Raw genomic sequence first — 13,686 nt, 5'->3', positions numbered from 1 at the left:
ATTTATATGATTCAAAAAAATACATTGTTGGAAGTAGCTGATAATTCTGGCGCGCGTGCAGTGCTTTGTATTGGTTTATTGGGTGGTAGAAAGTCTGCATCTATAGGTGACACAGTTATTGTATCTACTAAATCTATTACTCCAAGAGGGAAAGTTGAGAAGGGAAAAGTATATAGAGCAGTTGTGGTGAGGGTGAAAAGCCCTATTAGAAAATCTGATGGTTCTGTAATTCGTTTTTCTAGCAATGCTGTAGTTTTGATTAACGATCAAGGTGAACCACTTGGCACTCGGGTGTTTGGTCCGGTAAAAAAGTTATCATCTGGTTCTTTTATGAAGATAATGTCATTAGCTGTTGAGGTTTTATAATGAGTGCTAAAATAAAAAGTGGTGACGACGTTATAGTTTTAACTGGTAAAGATAAGGGAAAAATTGGTAAGGTAATCAAAGTTATAGCACGTGATGCTAAAAAGAAAGTAATTGTTTCTGGAGTGAATGTGCATAAGAGACATACTAAACCAAAAGCTGGTAGTAGTGGTGGTATATTAAATAAAGAGTTAGCTATTGATATATCCAACGTTGCAACATTGGACCCTAAATATAAAACTCCAACTAGAGTGGGGTTTAAGGTTATAGACGGTAGAAAAGTGCGTTTTGCAAAAGTTTCTGGAGAAGTGATAGATTAGGTTGATATGTTTAAAGAATTGTATAAAGATAGCATAGTAAAGTCCTTGAAGGATAAGTTTAATTACGGCAATATAATGCAAGTGCCTAAACTTGTCAAGGTGTGTATCAATATGGGCGTTGGAGATGCTGCTACAGATAGTAAAGCAATAAATGAACCACTTGATAGCCTATATTTGATTGCTGGGCAGAAGCCTTTATCAACTTTTGCAAAAAAATCTATTTCTGGCTTCAAGATCAGAAAAGGTTCTACAGTAGGTTGCAAAGTAACTTTGCGTAGAGATAAAATGTATGAGTTTTTAGAAAGATTGATATATATTGCTTTGCCAAGGGAAAAAGATTTTAGAGGATTTAGTGTGAAGCAATTTGACGGTAATGGTAATTTTTCCTTTGGTATAAAGGAACATATCTCGTTTTTAGAAATAGACTATGATAAAATAAGTAAAATTAGAGGTATGGATATTAATATTATAACAAGTGCAGTTAGTGATAAGGAAGCAAAGGAATTATTACTGGCTCTTAAATTTCCTTTTTTTGATTAATTGAGAGGAGAAATATATGGCAAAAAAATCTATGATAGAAAGAAATCTTCGCAGAATAAAGTTGTGCGATCAATATAAAGAAAAAAGAGAAAAATTGAAATCTATAATAAATAATAAGAATTTGTCTATTGTAGAAAGGTTTACAGCTCAAAATAAATTAATTAAAAAATTGCCTAGAAATTCTTCTAAAACCAAAATTAGAAATAGGTGTGCTTTAACTGGGAGACCAAGAGGAGTATATAGAAAATTTGGTTTATGTAGAATTGTTTTGCGTGATTTATGTTCTTTTGGGCAAGTTCCAGGAGTTACAAAGTCTAGTTGGTAAATATAATATAAGGAGTATATTGTGGCGTTATCTGATAGTATTGGTGATTTTTTAACAAGGATACGTAATGCTCAATTGGCAATGCATAGGGCAACAAGGGTACTATTTTCTAAGATGAATTCTTCTATATTGGAGATTTTAAAAGAGGAAGGGTATATCCTTGATTATGAAAAGCAAGTTGTAGGTAATTTACCTTCTTTCATTGTAAAATTGAAGTATTATGAGAAGTTACCTGTAATTAGTGACATAGTTAGGGTGTCAAAGCCTGGTTGTCGTCGTTATTCTAAGTATAAGGACATTTCTAAAGCATATAATGGTCTTGGTATTTTTATTATATCGACACCCAAAGGAGTGATGACTGATTATAATGCACATAAGTTAAAGGTTGGTGGAGAAGTTTTGTGTCGTGTGTTTTAAATAATAGGAGAAATTCATGTCTCGTATAGGTGCTGCTCCTATCAATATTCCTGCTGGTGTTTCAGTTGAATATAATAATGGTAGTATGTTAATAAAGAGTGCTAAGGCTGAAAAGGAAGTTAGCTTGATCAGGGATGTTGTGTGTCAGATTATTGATAATCAGCTATTGCTTTCTGTTGATCAAGATAAAGATAATTATGATAAAATAAAGCCTATGTGGGGCACTTATAGGAGTAATATTAATAATATCATTAACGGCATGGTTGATGGTTTTTCTGTTAATCTTGAGATTAACGGTGTGGGATATAAGGCAGAGTGTGATGGTAAGTATTTGACTTTATATCTTGGTTATAGCCATAATGTTAAATATAAAGTGCCTAAAGATGTTGAGATTAAGTGCATAAAGCCAACTCACTTAGTAGTTAGTGGTATGGATAAGCAGAAGGTCTATATGGTGGCGTCTGATATATGCAAAATTAGAAAATATGATCCTTATAAAGGTAAGGGTGTTGTAATAAAAGGCAAATTTATGCTGCGTAAGGTTGTAAGTAAAAAGAAGTAATAAAAATGAAAAGATCGTATAATTTTTTAAGTAATTCTGAAAAAAGGAAGTTACGTAATAGAGCGAAGCTTGACAAGAGCGCTGAACGTTTACGTATATCCATATTTAAATCTAATAGGCATTTTTATGTCCAGTTAATTAATGATGTAAAAGGAATAACTCTCACTTCAGCTTCTACTTTGGATGCTAAAATTAAGGATGTATGTAAAGGGAAAGTCAACGCTGAAACTATAAAGCAGGTTTCTTCTTTAATGGTTGAGCGTCTGTCTGGCATGAAATTAGAGCAGCAGCTTACGTTTGATCGTGGAGCGTATAAATACACAGGATTAGTTTCTCAATTTGCTGAGGCTTTAAGAAGTTCTGGATTTGAATTTTAGAAGGTTTTGAATATGGCTATAAAGAATTTACAAAATAATAATGATTTATCAGAGCTTTTAGTTTCGGTACGAAGAGTGACAACGGTTACCAAAGGTGGTAGAAGATTTTCATTTTCAATTTTGGTTGTTGTTGGCGATGAGAAGGGTAGGGTAGGGTGTGGAATAGGTAAGCACGCAGAAGTTGCTGAAGCAAGAGTCAAAGCTGTAAATGCTGCAAAGAAATCAATGATTAGAGTGTACTTGCGTGAAGGTAGAACTTTGCATCATGATATTAAAGCTAAATTTTGTTCTGGTGAGATAGTTTTAAGAACCGCAAGAGCCGGAACAGGTATTATTGCTGGTGGAGCGATTAGATCAGTTTTTGAGGTGTTAGGTATAAAGGATGTGGTAGCTAAATCCACTAGATCAAATAATCCTCATAACGTTATATGTGCGGTGTTTAAGGCTTTTGATAGTATGTTATCTCCTCGTCAGGTAGCAAGCAAAAGAGGCAAAAAGATTAGCGAGATAGTTGGAAACAGGTAAAGTATGAATAATGCTGTAAAATTAAACTCTATATTTACTAAATTATCTAAGAAAAAGAAGCCTAAGTTGCTGGGTAGAGGTATCGGTTGTGGTAAAGGTAAAACATCCGGTAGAGGGCATAAAGGGCAGAAGGCTAGAAGTGGAGTTTCTATAAATGGTTTTGAGGGTGGACAACAGTCTATATATACTCGTTTGCCTAAAAGAGGTTTTAAGCCTATACGTAGGAGCATATACTCTATAATTAATGTTGGCGATATACAGCGCTTAATGGAAGCTAAAAAAATAGTGAAAGACTCTGTTATAGATAAGGAGAGGCTGTATAAATTAGGTTTTATAAAGTCTATTAAGGATAAAATTAAACTTCTTAATAAAGGTAAGTTGAGCGAAAAATTTGTGTTTCATGTTGATTTTGCGTCAGAAGCTGCAAAAAAATCTGTAGCTTCAGTTGGTGGTAGTGTGGAAATACTATCGTAAGTCATGGGCAATAAATCAGCATTTAATAGCTTGGATCCTACGTTGTTATATAAAGGCGATTTATTAAAGCGTATATTTTTTACGCTAATAGCTTTAATTTGCTATCGCTTGGGTACTTATGTGCCTATTCCTGGAATTAATCTTGATGTAATTAATGATATATTTCCCAAAGATGGCTCAGGCGTTTTTGGAGTATTTAATTTATTTTCTGGTGGTGCATTGGCTAGAATGACAATTCTAGCATTGAACGTTATGCCATATATAATGGCTTCTATCATTATTCAGTTACTTTCTTCTGCGATTAAAGGAATGAAGGAAGTTAAGAATGATGGAGAGTCAGGCCGTAGAAAGATGAATTCTTATATACGCTATCTGACCATAGTAATTTGTGTATTTCAATCAATTCCAATTTTGGTTGGATTGGAAGGGATGAATAGGGAAGGGGTATTGGTTGTAATCGAACCTGGTGTTATGTTTCGTACAATAGGTGTTTTCAGCCTTTTAGGTGGAACTATGCTTTTAATATGGCTTGGTGAACGAATCAGCGCTAGCGGTATAGGCAATGGTATCTCATTAATCATTTTCACGGGTATAATATCAGAGTTACACAGCGCTTTGTCATCTTTGTTAACGTTAAATAAAAACGGTAGCGTATCGTTATTTATTATCCTTTTTGTTTTGGTATTGTTTTTTTTGCTGCTACTCTTAGTCATTTTTGTAGAGTCTTCTTATAGAAAGGTTATTGTTCAACATCCTAAAAAGCAATTTAAAAGATTACATAATGACGATTTTACTTATATTCCATTGAAGATTAATTTATCTGGTGTAGTACCAACCATTTTTGCTAATGCAATTTTATTGACACCTATTTCAATTGCAAATTTCTATAAGGGGCACGCTTTTTCTGATTTTATTTTGAATTACTTTATGGGAAATAAAGTAGTATATATTGTAGCCTATTTGGTGCTGATAGTATTTTTTAATTTTTTCTATACCAATTTTATATTTAATCCAGAGGAAAACGCAGATTTTCTTAAAAAAAATGGTGGTTTTATACCTGGTAGAAGGCCTGGGAAACATACTTCTGATTACCTTCAAGATATAGTTTTTAAGTTGACATTCATTGGCTCTGCGTATTTGGTAGTCATATGTACTGTACCTGAAGTTATGAGATATTATTATGATATACCATTTATTTTTGGTGGGACGAGCTTACTGATTATAGTGAACGTTATTACTGATACTATTATGCAAATACAATCTTATATTTTTTCAAATAGGTACGACAACTGGATAAAGAAATATGAGTCTAAAACGAGGAAAGTAAGATGATCATTACGATTTTTGGTCCTCCAGGTTCTGGTAAAGGTACTCAGTCAAGCTTGTTAATAGCAAAATATAATTTAAAATTAATTTCAGTAGGGGATTTATTAAGGAATATTATATCTAGCAGTAGTGAGTTAGGTAAAAAAATAAAGGGTACCGTGGAATCTGGTAATTTAATTCAAGATGAAATTATATGTGGATTATTACGTGACCAGCTTGCATTAGTGGATGATAATTGCTTATTAGATGGTTTTCCGAGAAATTTAAACCAGGCTCATTTTTTGACTCAAGTTTTGCAAGAAAAATATAATAGGGATGTTGACATTGTAGTTGAGCTGCAGCTTGACGATAATATTGCAATCGATAGGTTAAAAAATCGTCTCGCGTGTTTGGGCTGTAAAAGCATATATAGTGTATCTTCTTTTAAGAGTACTACTTGTGCTAAATGTAAAAGTACGAGGTTAGAGAAAAGAATTGATGATGCTGATATGTCTGCAATTAATAAGAGAATAAGTGAATATCACCTTCAAATGAAAGGTTTACGCGAGTATTATAAAGGCAAATTATTAACAATTGACGCTAATTTGAGTGTTGATGAGGTAACGCAAGAGATTGAAAGTAAAATTTCTTGTAATTTGGTTTGACTCTGAGTTGTTTTATGGTATAAATTAAGAGTTGTTATTAATAAAGTATCGAGGTACCAGTGGCACGTATTGCAGGCATAAATATTCCAGTGAGGAAATGTGTTCCTTTTGCATTAACTTATATATATGGTATAGGTATTGCTACTGCGAATGTAATTTGTCACGCTTGCGAAGTTGATAAGCGCAAACGTGTTTCAGAATTACGAGATGAAGATATAGAAAAGATCAGCAGTTTCATTAGACAAAATTATGTTATAGAAGGTGAGCTCAGAAAAGAAGTGGCTATGAACATAAAATCTTTAGTGGAAATGGGATGCTATAGAGGGGTGAGACATAGAAAAGGTTTACCTGTGAGAGGGCAAAGGACTCATACTAATGCTAAGACTCGTAAAGGTAGATCTCGGTTGCCTATTGCTGGGAAAAAATAAAATTTATTATTATTGTGAGTTTTAATGAAAAAAGTCAAAACGGTTGGTAAGAGTAAGAAGGAGTTTATTACTGGTGTTGTCCATATTCGTGCAACTTTTAATAATACTTTTGTAAATGTAAATGATGTTCATGGTAATACGCTATGTCAAACTTCTGTGGGTGCATGTGGTTTTTCAGGTTCGAGAAAATCCACACCTTATGCTGCAGGTAAGGCTGCGGAGGCTGCTGCGAAGAATGCAATAGAGAGATTTGGTATGAAGGTTGTCTCTGTAATAATTCGTGGTCCTGGCTTTGGTACCGAAGCTGCGGTTAAAGCACTTCAGAGCTGTGGGTTGACTGTGACTTCAATTGCAGATAAAACCGCAATTCCTCATAATGGGTGCAGGTTAAGAAAAAAAAGAAGAGTATAGGATATTTGAAAAGGTTGTTTTATGTATTATAATAATGATGTGTCTCTCTGTAGCAATTTAGATAAATTGATTAAACCTAGTTCAGTTAAGGTAATATCAGATGATTCAAGTGAAAAAAGTGATATAGTGCTAGAACCGTTGGAAAGTGGTTTTGCTTTAACATTAGGTAATGCATTAAGACGTGTAATGTTATCTTCTCTTAAAGGTAGTGCTGTTTATGGAATAAAAATTGAAGGTGTAACTCATGAGTTTACTTCAATTCAAGGGGTGAGAGAAGATGTAACTGATATAGTGTTAAATATGGGCATGTTGAGGTGTAAATTAAATGGTGCTTCTAATAAATGCTTAAATTTAAACGCTAAAGGGCCTTGCCAGGTATTAGCTGGGATGATAGAAACTGATGATCAATGCTCTATTGTTAATAAGGATTTATTAATATGTACGCTGGGGCAAAATGTAGAGCTTAACATGACCATATATGTGGCTAGCGGAAAAGGTTATCTTCCTGTAATTAAGTATAAAGAAAACGAACTTTTGAAGCTTATGAGTGAACAGGATTTAATTGGTTTTATTCCAGTTAATGCTTTGTATAGCCCTGTCAACAGGGTTTCGTACAGGGTAGAGAACAGTCGTGTTGGCCAAGTGACTGATAAGGATAAGCTGATATTGTCAATTGAAACTGATGGTACAATTTCTCCGAGTCAAGCTGTTGACTCTGCTGCAAGAATATTACAGGAGCAACTTCAGCCCTTTATTAGTTCTGATGTAAGTTATAAAAAATCGCAGGTTTCTTCGTCTAGTGGTGCTAAAGATTTGGGTTATGACCCTGTCTTATTGCGTAAGGTAGATGAAATGGAATTATCTGTCAGGTCTCATAACTGTCTGAAAAACGAAAACATCACTTATATAGGTGATCTTGTGCAAAAGACAGAAGGTGAAATGTTAAGAACTGCTAATTTTGGCAGAAAGTCTTTGAATGAGATTAAGGCAGTTTTGACTAATTTTGGCTTGTCTTTGGGTATGAATGTGCTAAACTGGCCACCTAAGGATATAGATGAGTTGGCTAAACAACATACTGATGAAGATTAGGTGATATATGAAACATGGAATAAAAAAACGTAAACTATCTCGTTGTACTGAATATAGATTATCGACGTTAAAGAATCTATCTATCTCATTAATTAACCATGAGCAGATTGTAACTACTTTACCAAAAGCTAAGGAACTTCGTCCATATGTCGAAAAGTTTATTACAATTGCTAAGAATAAGAATACTTTACATGGTAGAAGACTTTTGCTTTCACGCCTTCATAATAGTAAGTTAGCAGTTGATAAGTTATTAAACGTCTTAGCCAGCCGTTATCAAGATCGTAAAGGTGGGTATTCTAGAATAATAAAATTTAGCACTCGAAAGGGTGATTGCGCTTCAATGGCAGTGATAGAACTGGTTGATAGGGATATTGCAGCAAGAGGTAAGGTTTATAGTAAAAATAAAGAAGGAGGCAAAGTAGTTACACAAAGTTAATTGTTATCATAATTGTTCTTCTTGTGGTAAGTAGGTTACGCTACTTTGTAGGTTACTTTGGCGAGTTATTAGTTTTAGTATATTTAAAACTGAAATGGTATAATGTTATAAAACGCCGTTACCGTTGTAAGTTCGTTGAAATTGACTTAATTGTATCTAAAAAAAAGGAGCTGATTTTTATAGAAGTTAAAACAAGTTTACTTGGAAAAGAAATACCGATATCTCATCTTCAATGTCAGTCTATTATAAATTCTTCTAAGTATTTCTTAAGTAAAAACCTTAGTTTTTTAGATTATTCAGTCAGATATGATTTATATTTTCTTTCCTTAAAGAGAAGACCTGTTTATATAAAAAATGCTTGGATTGAAGAATGAAAGATTTGTAGCTGAATTAATTTAGATTTACTGGATTTAATATGAAAAAGACCCAATACAATAATTTAGTTTCATCTTACGCTAGAGTGCTATTTCATGTCTCAGGAAGCAGGTTAGGTATTATAAGGAAAGAAGTAGAATTTTTGTTGGCTTTTTTTAAGGATCAACGTGATGTTTTTGTGTACCTATCTCATCCTATGATTTCTTTTGCACACAAAAAAGAAGTGATGCTTTCTATAAATGAGCACTTGAGTGAGAATTTAGTAAAATTTATTATGGTTATATTTGCAAATAAACGATCTAGTTTATTGATCCTTATATTAGAAAAATTCTTAAGTCTTGCAAGAGAAAATGAAAATGAATTCGAAATTACTATAAAGTCAGCAGAAACTTTAAAGGAATCTGATATAAAAATAATTACTGAATCTTTGAGCTTTCTTGGTAAAATAATAAAAGTAAGCAATGTGGTTGACCCTTCTATACTAGGTGGCTTCGTAGTTAGGTATGGTTTTAATTTGATCGATGCTTCGCTAAAAAGTTACTTGGATAGGTTAGTTGACTTAAGTAAAATGGAAATATTAAAAGTAAGGAATTTTGTATGAAGAACAGTATGAATGTTTCTGAGATAGCAAGTATAATAAGAGAAAAGGTTGAGACGTTTGATAATCCTATAAAGCGGGAAAATATAGGTGAAGTAATTTCAGTAACAGATGGTATCGCATTGGTTTATGGGCTGGAAAAAGCAAAATTCGGTGAAAAGGTATTTTTTGCAAGTGGTGTAGAAGGAATAGTTCTCGATTTAGATCATGATACGGCTGGAATAGTTGTGCTTGGTAATGACCGTGATGTGAAAGAAGGGGACGTTGTAAAATGTAGTGGTGATGTTGTGCAGGTGCCTGTAGGGCATGAATTGTTAGGGAGAGTTGTAAATGCGTTGGGCCATCCTATGGACGACGGTGGGGAAATTAGAGCCAAAAACAGAATGGATATAGAATCTAAAGCGCCAGGCATTATTGATCGTAAGTCTGTGCATGAGCCACTGCAAACAGGAATTAAAATTATAGATTTGCTAATTCCAATAGGTAGAGGGCAGCGTGAATTAATTATTGGTGATAGACAAATTGGTAAAACTACTATTGCGCTTGATACTATTATCAATCAGAAGAAGATTAACGATGAGGTAAACGAAAATCAAAAAGTTTACTGTGTTTATGTTGCTATTGGGCAAAAAATTTCAACAGTAGCAAAAGTGGTAAATAAGCTGAAAGAAAGCGGAGCATTAGAGTATACAACTGTAGTTGTGGCTAGTGCATCTGACTGCGCGCCTATGCAATTTTTAGCACCTTATGCTGGTTGCACTATTGGGGAATTTTTCCGTGACAATGGAATGCATTGTTTGATTATATATGATGATTTATCTAAGCATGCTGTGGCATATAGGCAGATGTCTTTATTGCTCAGACGTCCTCCTGGTCGTGAAGCTTACCCTGGAGATATATTCTATGTACATTCTCGCTTGCTTGAAAGAGCTGCTAAAATGTCTGATAAAAAAGGGCAGGGTTCTTTAACTGCTTTGCCAATTGTCGAAACTCAAGCTGGTGATGTATCTGCATATGTGCCAACAAATGTTATTTCAATTACCGATGGGCAGATCTTTCTTGAGTCTGAATTATTTTATAAAGGATTTCGACCTGCAGTAAATATAGGTTTGTCAGTTTCACGGGTTGGTTCTGCTGCACAACTAAAGTCTGTGAAGAAAGTTGCTGGTTCTATAAAGCTAAGCTTAGCTCAGTATAGAGAATTAGAAGATTTTGCAAAATTTGGTTCTGATCTTGATGCTAGTGTTCAATTATCCTTGAATAAGGGTAAATATCTTGTCGAGTTATTAAAGCAAAAACAACATTTACCTATGTCAATAGAAGAGCAAGTAGTGCTGATGTATATTTTTTCTAACCTATATAATCAGTTAAGTAAAATACAAATAAGTTACATTAATAAATTTGAACATGATCTTATTAATTATTTTCATACTGTACACCCTGGGGTTTTAAAAAAGTTGTCAAATGACATGAGTGATGATATAAAAGGTGATATTTTTAACATTGTGAGTAATTTCGTTACTCAATTTAATTGCGTTTAGGTGGTGATTATGGCTTCATCCATTATTAATAAATTTCCTATGACGAGGGAAGGTTTTGAGAATATGCAAGCCGAACTTGAAAAATTAAAGGAAGAAAAACCTTCTGTGATACAGGCTATTTCTGATGCTCGTGATCAAGGTGATTTGTCTGAAAACGCAGAGTATCATGCAGCACGGGAAAGGTTAGGTTTTATTGAAGGCCGTATAATGGAGATAGAAAGTAAGCTCTCACATGCGGAAGTAATAGAAGTAAAAAATTTGTCTGGTGATTCAGTAATGTTTGGTGCAACTGTGACATTAAGCATGTTAAGTGATAATAACGGTGAAGTGGAATATGTTTATAAGGTTGTAGGCGAATATGAAGCTGATGTTTCAAAGCAGTTAATATCTACTAGTTCACCACTTGGGAGTGCCTTAATCGGCAAAAAAGTCGGTGAATATGTGGAAGTGACAGTGCCAAATGGAGAGAAATTGTATAAAATAGTTAAGATTGAATTTAAGTAAATTATTATGGTACAGGCCACTTATGCTTCAATGAGTCTACCAGGTATTTCTTCTGTGGAAGATGTATTAGAGGATGCTCGTTCCGGTAAATTATTCATTTTAGTTGATGATGAAAATAGAGAAAATGAAGGCGATTTGATTGTCTTAGCTGAGAAAATAAAGCCGGAACATATGGCTTTTATGGTTAGGTACGGTACAGGGGTTGTTTGCTTAGCAATGACTAAATTTCACATGAAAAGGTTGGGCCTTAATTTCATGGAGAAGAAAAATATTGGTGAAAATCATACCGCATTTACTACATCAATTGATGCACGTTATGGCATTACAACCGGTGTTTCAGCAGAGGATAGAACGAAAACTATACATGCTGCTATCAACAAGGATGGTACTCAGGATGACATCATAACTCCAGGTCATGTTTTTCCTGTAATTGCACATAAAGGTGGGGTGGCACAACGTGCTGGTCATACTGAAGCGAGTGTTGAAATGGCGAAGTTAGTAGGGTTTGATCATTCAGCAGTTATTTGTGAATTAGTGAATGATGATGGCTCTATGATGCGCTTACCTCAGTTACTTAAATTTGCTGAACAACATAAAATTAAGTTAACTACCATCGACAAACTTATCAGTTACGTTAAAAATTTAAACTAGCGTTTATAAATTTGTATAATTTAAGTGTTAAAATATAGAATGTCTATAAATTATACAAGCACAGGATTTTCATGTTTAGAGTTGCTAAGTTTTTGACCTTATTGTTCTTTTTTGCATATTGTAATAATGCTTACCCTATTAACATTATTAGAGATAGTGAAGTGGAAGCAATAGTGAAAGAGCTAGCGCAACCTTTATTTTCTGCTGCGGATATTGATCATGAGCAAATAAAAGTTTTTATAATTAATGACAATTCGATTAATGCTTTTGTAATTAACAATAACAGTATTTTCATTCATTTAGGACTTTTACAATATTCGGCTAAACCTTATGTCCTGCTTGGTGTATTAGCACATGAGATTGCTCACATATCTGCTGGTCATATATTGCAAATGAGTAGTGCTATGGGTTATTTTCAATCGATAGCAATGATTAGTTATATGGTAGGATTAGTTTCTAATATTATCATTAACCCTCAGGTTGGTGGTGCAATTTTGCTTAGTGGTGTAGCGTTTAGTTCAAGGCTATTTTTTAACTATTCTCAAGAGCAAGAAAGTGTAGCAGATAGCTATGCTTTAAGGTATCTTGATGAATCTGGCTATGATAATTCAGGTATGAAAGAGATTTTTGATTATTTTAAAAGTATTGAGCATGAGAACACCGAGGAATATTTCCGCACTCACCCACTTAGTGAGAAACGTATATTTGCTGTACAAAATTATAAGGTTAAAAACAACGTAAAACCAATTTTTGCGGATAAGTTACTAAAGTTTGAGCGTGTGGTTGCCAAGCTAGACTCTTTCTTTGCTCCTATTCATGTGTTATCTAATAAATATGAAAATAATTCTGAGTATGTAAATGCTATAGTTTGCTATAGGCAAGGAAAGATAGAAGAGGCTATTGCTAAAGTTAATTCATTGATTCAAGAGTCACGCAATGACCCATACCTATATGAATTAAAAGCAGAAATGCTATACAAGGCCGGAAATTTAAGTGAAGCAATAAAAATGTATGAGGAATCGCTTAGGTATTTATCTGAGAAAAACAGTTATTTAGTGAAACTTGCATTATCTCATACTTTATTATTACACGGTGATGCAAAAAAGGCGATTTTTTACCTGGAGCAGATTTTGAATGTAGAACCAGATAACGCTTTTGTCTGGAAGTATTTAAGCATTGCATATAAATGTGAAGCTGATACGGCAATGCATTATTTTGCCTTGACAAAAAAGGCTTGTATTGAAGGTGATTTAAAGCAATTTACAAAATATGCTGAGCTAGCTGTTAAAACTTTACCAAAAGATAGCCCTTATTTGTTGCAAGTTGAAGATATGAAGCGGTTTAATGGATAACAAAAAAGCATTTCTGCACTTTTTGGATTATTTTTGTCCACACTTTTCCAACATAGTTTTTGCTTCATCGCTTACGTTGGGCATAATTTTCGTTATGATAGTTTTAGCGCCAAAAAATACACCACAGAACATGCCAAGAGCAAAGAGGGCTGGCCACGGCATCCTGCCAAATATTGCAAGCAAAGCTGCACCAATTATTATTACCGTCATAAGTGGACCGCCTATCCCCCAAACATAACCAATAATATTGCATATTACTTTAGTTGTGTCATCCATATCAGGGTCAGCTGCATAACCTGAGAAAGAGAAAAGCAATACTACGCAAAAAACACTAAAAAATTCCATTATAGAGCTCATTTTTTTGCCTCTAAGTAATAAATTAACCTAAACCTACACCTACACATTTTTTATTTTAAAGTAAAAATTAT

The 13,686-nt window shown here is 33.9% G+C and carries 22 protein-coding genes; 21 read left to right on the top strand and 1 reads right to left on the bottom strand.

The features are described 5' to 3' along the window. The first annotated feature begins 6 nt into the window (after positions 1-6). From rplN to OM961_RS03880, 21 genes are all read left to right on the top strand, one after another. Positions 7-366 (top strand): 50S ribosomal protein L14, encoded by a 360-nt coding sequence (gene rplN, locus OM961_RS03980; RefSeq protein ID WP_006279348.1) that lies wholly within the window; start codon positions 7-9, stop codon positions 364-366. Beyond that, complete coding sequence (gene rplX / locus OM961_RS03975) at positions 366-683, top strand: 50S ribosomal protein L24 (protein WP_006279347.1); 318 nt, start codon at positions 366-368, stop codon at positions 681-683. The genes rplN and rplX overlap by 1 nt, the downstream gene beginning before the upstream one ends. Before the next feature lie 6 nt (positions 684-689). Continuing rightward, positions 690-1,223, top strand: a complete 534-nt coding sequence (rplE, locus tag OM961_RS03970) for a 50S ribosomal protein L5 (RefSeq protein ID WP_264339451.1) — start codon at positions 690-692, stop codon at positions 1,221-1,223. Positions 1,224-1,239: 16 nt separating this feature from the next. Further along, on the top strand, positions 1,240-1,548 hold the full coding sequence (gene rpsN, locus OM961_RS03965) for a 30S ribosomal protein S14 (RefSeq protein WP_064124653.1): 309 nt from the start codon (positions 1,240-1,242) through the stop codon (positions 1,546-1,548). Positions 1,549-1,569: 21 nt separating this feature from the next. Then, on the top strand, positions 1,570-1,965 hold the full coding sequence (gene rpsH / locus OM961_RS03960) for a 30S ribosomal protein S8 (protein ID WP_155968326.1): 396 nt from the start codon (positions 1,570-1,572) through the stop codon (positions 1,963-1,965). Between the two features lie 16 nt (positions 1,966-1,981). After that, positions 1,982-2,527: a 50S ribosomal protein L6 gene (rplF, locus tag OM961_RS03955; RefSeq protein ID WP_007551152.1), complete on the top strand. Its 546-nt coding sequence runs from the start codon at positions 1,982-1,984 to the stop codon at positions 2,525-2,527. Positions 2,528-2,532: 5 nt separating this feature from the next. Further along, a complete protein-coding gene (gene rplR, locus OM961_RS03950) occupies positions 2,533-2,904 on the top strand; it encodes a 50S ribosomal protein L18 (protein WP_006279867.1) in 372 nt (123 codons plus the stop codon). Positions 2,905-2,916: 12 nt separating this feature from the next. After that, a complete protein-coding gene (rpsE, locus tag OM961_RS03945) occupies positions 2,917-3,429 on the top strand; it encodes a 30S ribosomal protein S5 (protein ID WP_010962748.1) in 513 nt (170 codons plus the stop codon). A 3-nt stretch (positions 3,430-3,432) separates the two neighbouring features. Further along, positions 3,433-3,903: a 50S ribosomal protein L15 gene (gene rplO, locus OM961_RS03940; protein ID WP_006279863.1), complete on the top strand. Its 471-nt coding sequence runs from the start codon at positions 3,433-3,435 to the stop codon at positions 3,901-3,903. 3 nt (positions 3,904-3,906) lie between these two features. Further along, the gene (gene secY, locus OM961_RS03935; protein WP_264339450.1) at positions 3,907-5,235 is read left to right on the top strand and encodes a preprotein translocase subunit SecY; all 1,329 of its coding nucleotides are present in this window, start codon (positions 3,907-3,909) and stop codon (positions 5,233-5,235) included. Then, positions 5,232-5,873, top strand: coding sequence for an adenylate kinase family protein (locus tag OM961_RS03930; protein ID WP_264339449.1), 642 nt, complete (start codon positions 5,232-5,234; stop codon positions 5,871-5,873). The genes secY and OM961_RS03930 overlap by 4 nt, the downstream gene beginning before the upstream one ends. Positions 5,874-5,932: 59 nt before the next feature. Then, entirely contained in the window at positions 5,933-6,301 is a 369-nt protein-coding gene (gene rpsM / locus OM961_RS03925) for a 30S ribosomal protein S13 (RefSeq protein ID WP_007550179.1), read from the top strand. Between the two features lie 24 nt (positions 6,302-6,325). Then, complete coding sequence (gene rpsK / locus OM961_RS03920) at positions 6,326-6,712, top strand: 30S ribosomal protein S11 (protein ID WP_264339448.1); 387 nt, start codon at positions 6,326-6,328, stop codon at positions 6,710-6,712. Positions 6,713-6,733: 21 nt separating this feature from the next. Then, positions 6,734-7,801, top strand: a complete 1,068-nt coding sequence (locus OM961_RS03915) for a DNA-directed RNA polymerase subunit alpha (RefSeq protein ID WP_077188176.1) — start codon at positions 6,734-6,736, stop codon at positions 7,799-7,801. A 7-nt stretch (positions 7,802-7,808) separates the two neighbouring features. Further along, complete coding sequence (rplQ, locus tag OM961_RS03910; protein ID WP_264339447.1) at positions 7,809-8,237, top strand: 50S ribosomal protein L17; 429 nt, start codon at positions 7,809-7,811, stop codon at positions 8,235-8,237. 23 nt (positions 8,238-8,260) lie between these two features. Further along, the gene (locus OM961_RS03905) at positions 8,261-8,611 is read left to right on the top strand and encodes a YraN family protein (RefSeq protein ID WP_264339446.1); all 351 of its coding nucleotides are present in this window, start codon (positions 8,261-8,263) and stop codon (positions 8,609-8,611) included. Between the two features lie 41 nt (positions 8,612-8,652). Continuing rightward, positions 8,653-9,213, top strand: coding sequence for an ATP synthase F1 subunit delta (atpH, locus tag OM961_RS03900; protein WP_010962742.1), 561 nt, complete (start codon positions 8,653-8,655; stop codon positions 9,211-9,213). After that, positions 9,210-10,751, top strand: coding sequence for a F0F1 ATP synthase subunit alpha (gene atpA / locus OM961_RS03895; RefSeq protein WP_012673176.1), 1,542 nt, complete (start codon positions 9,210-9,212; stop codon positions 10,749-10,751). The genes atpH and atpA overlap by 4 nt, the downstream gene beginning before the upstream one ends. Positions 10,752-10,760: 9 nt before the next feature. After that, positions 10,761-11,255: a transcription elongation factor GreA gene (gene greA / locus OM961_RS03890; RefSeq protein WP_007549342.1), complete on the top strand. Its 495-nt coding sequence runs from the start codon at positions 10,761-10,763 to the stop codon at positions 11,253-11,255. Between the two features lie 6 nt (positions 11,256-11,261). Then, a complete protein-coding gene (ribB, locus tag OM961_RS03885) occupies positions 11,262-11,906 on the top strand; it encodes a 3,4-dihydroxy-2-butanone-4-phosphate synthase (RefSeq protein WP_007549343.1) in 645 nt (214 codons plus the stop codon). A 71-nt stretch (positions 11,907-11,977) separates the two neighbouring features. Beyond that, on the top strand, positions 11,978-13,258 hold the full coding sequence (locus OM961_RS03880; RefSeq protein ID WP_264339445.1) for a M48 family metalloprotease: 1,281 nt from the start codon (positions 11,978-11,980) through the stop codon (positions 13,256-13,258). A 27-nt stretch (positions 13,259-13,285) separates the two neighbouring features. Here OM961_RS03880 and OM961_RS03875 read toward each other — a convergent pair whose 3' ends face one another. Beyond that, a complete protein-coding gene (locus tag OM961_RS03875; RefSeq protein WP_264339444.1) occupies positions 13,286-13,615 on the bottom strand; it encodes a TrbC/VirB2 family protein in 330 nt (109 codons plus the stop codon). Positions 13,616-13,686: the final 71 nt, after the last annotated feature.

The organism is Wolbachia endosymbiont (group A) of Cydia splendana, assembly GCF_947179475.1.
Lineage (GTDB): Bacteria > Pseudomonadota > Alphaproteobacteria > Rickettsiales > Anaplasmataceae > Wolbachia > Wolbachia pipientis.
This window is presented reverse-complemented; position numbering and strand designations above follow the sequence as displayed.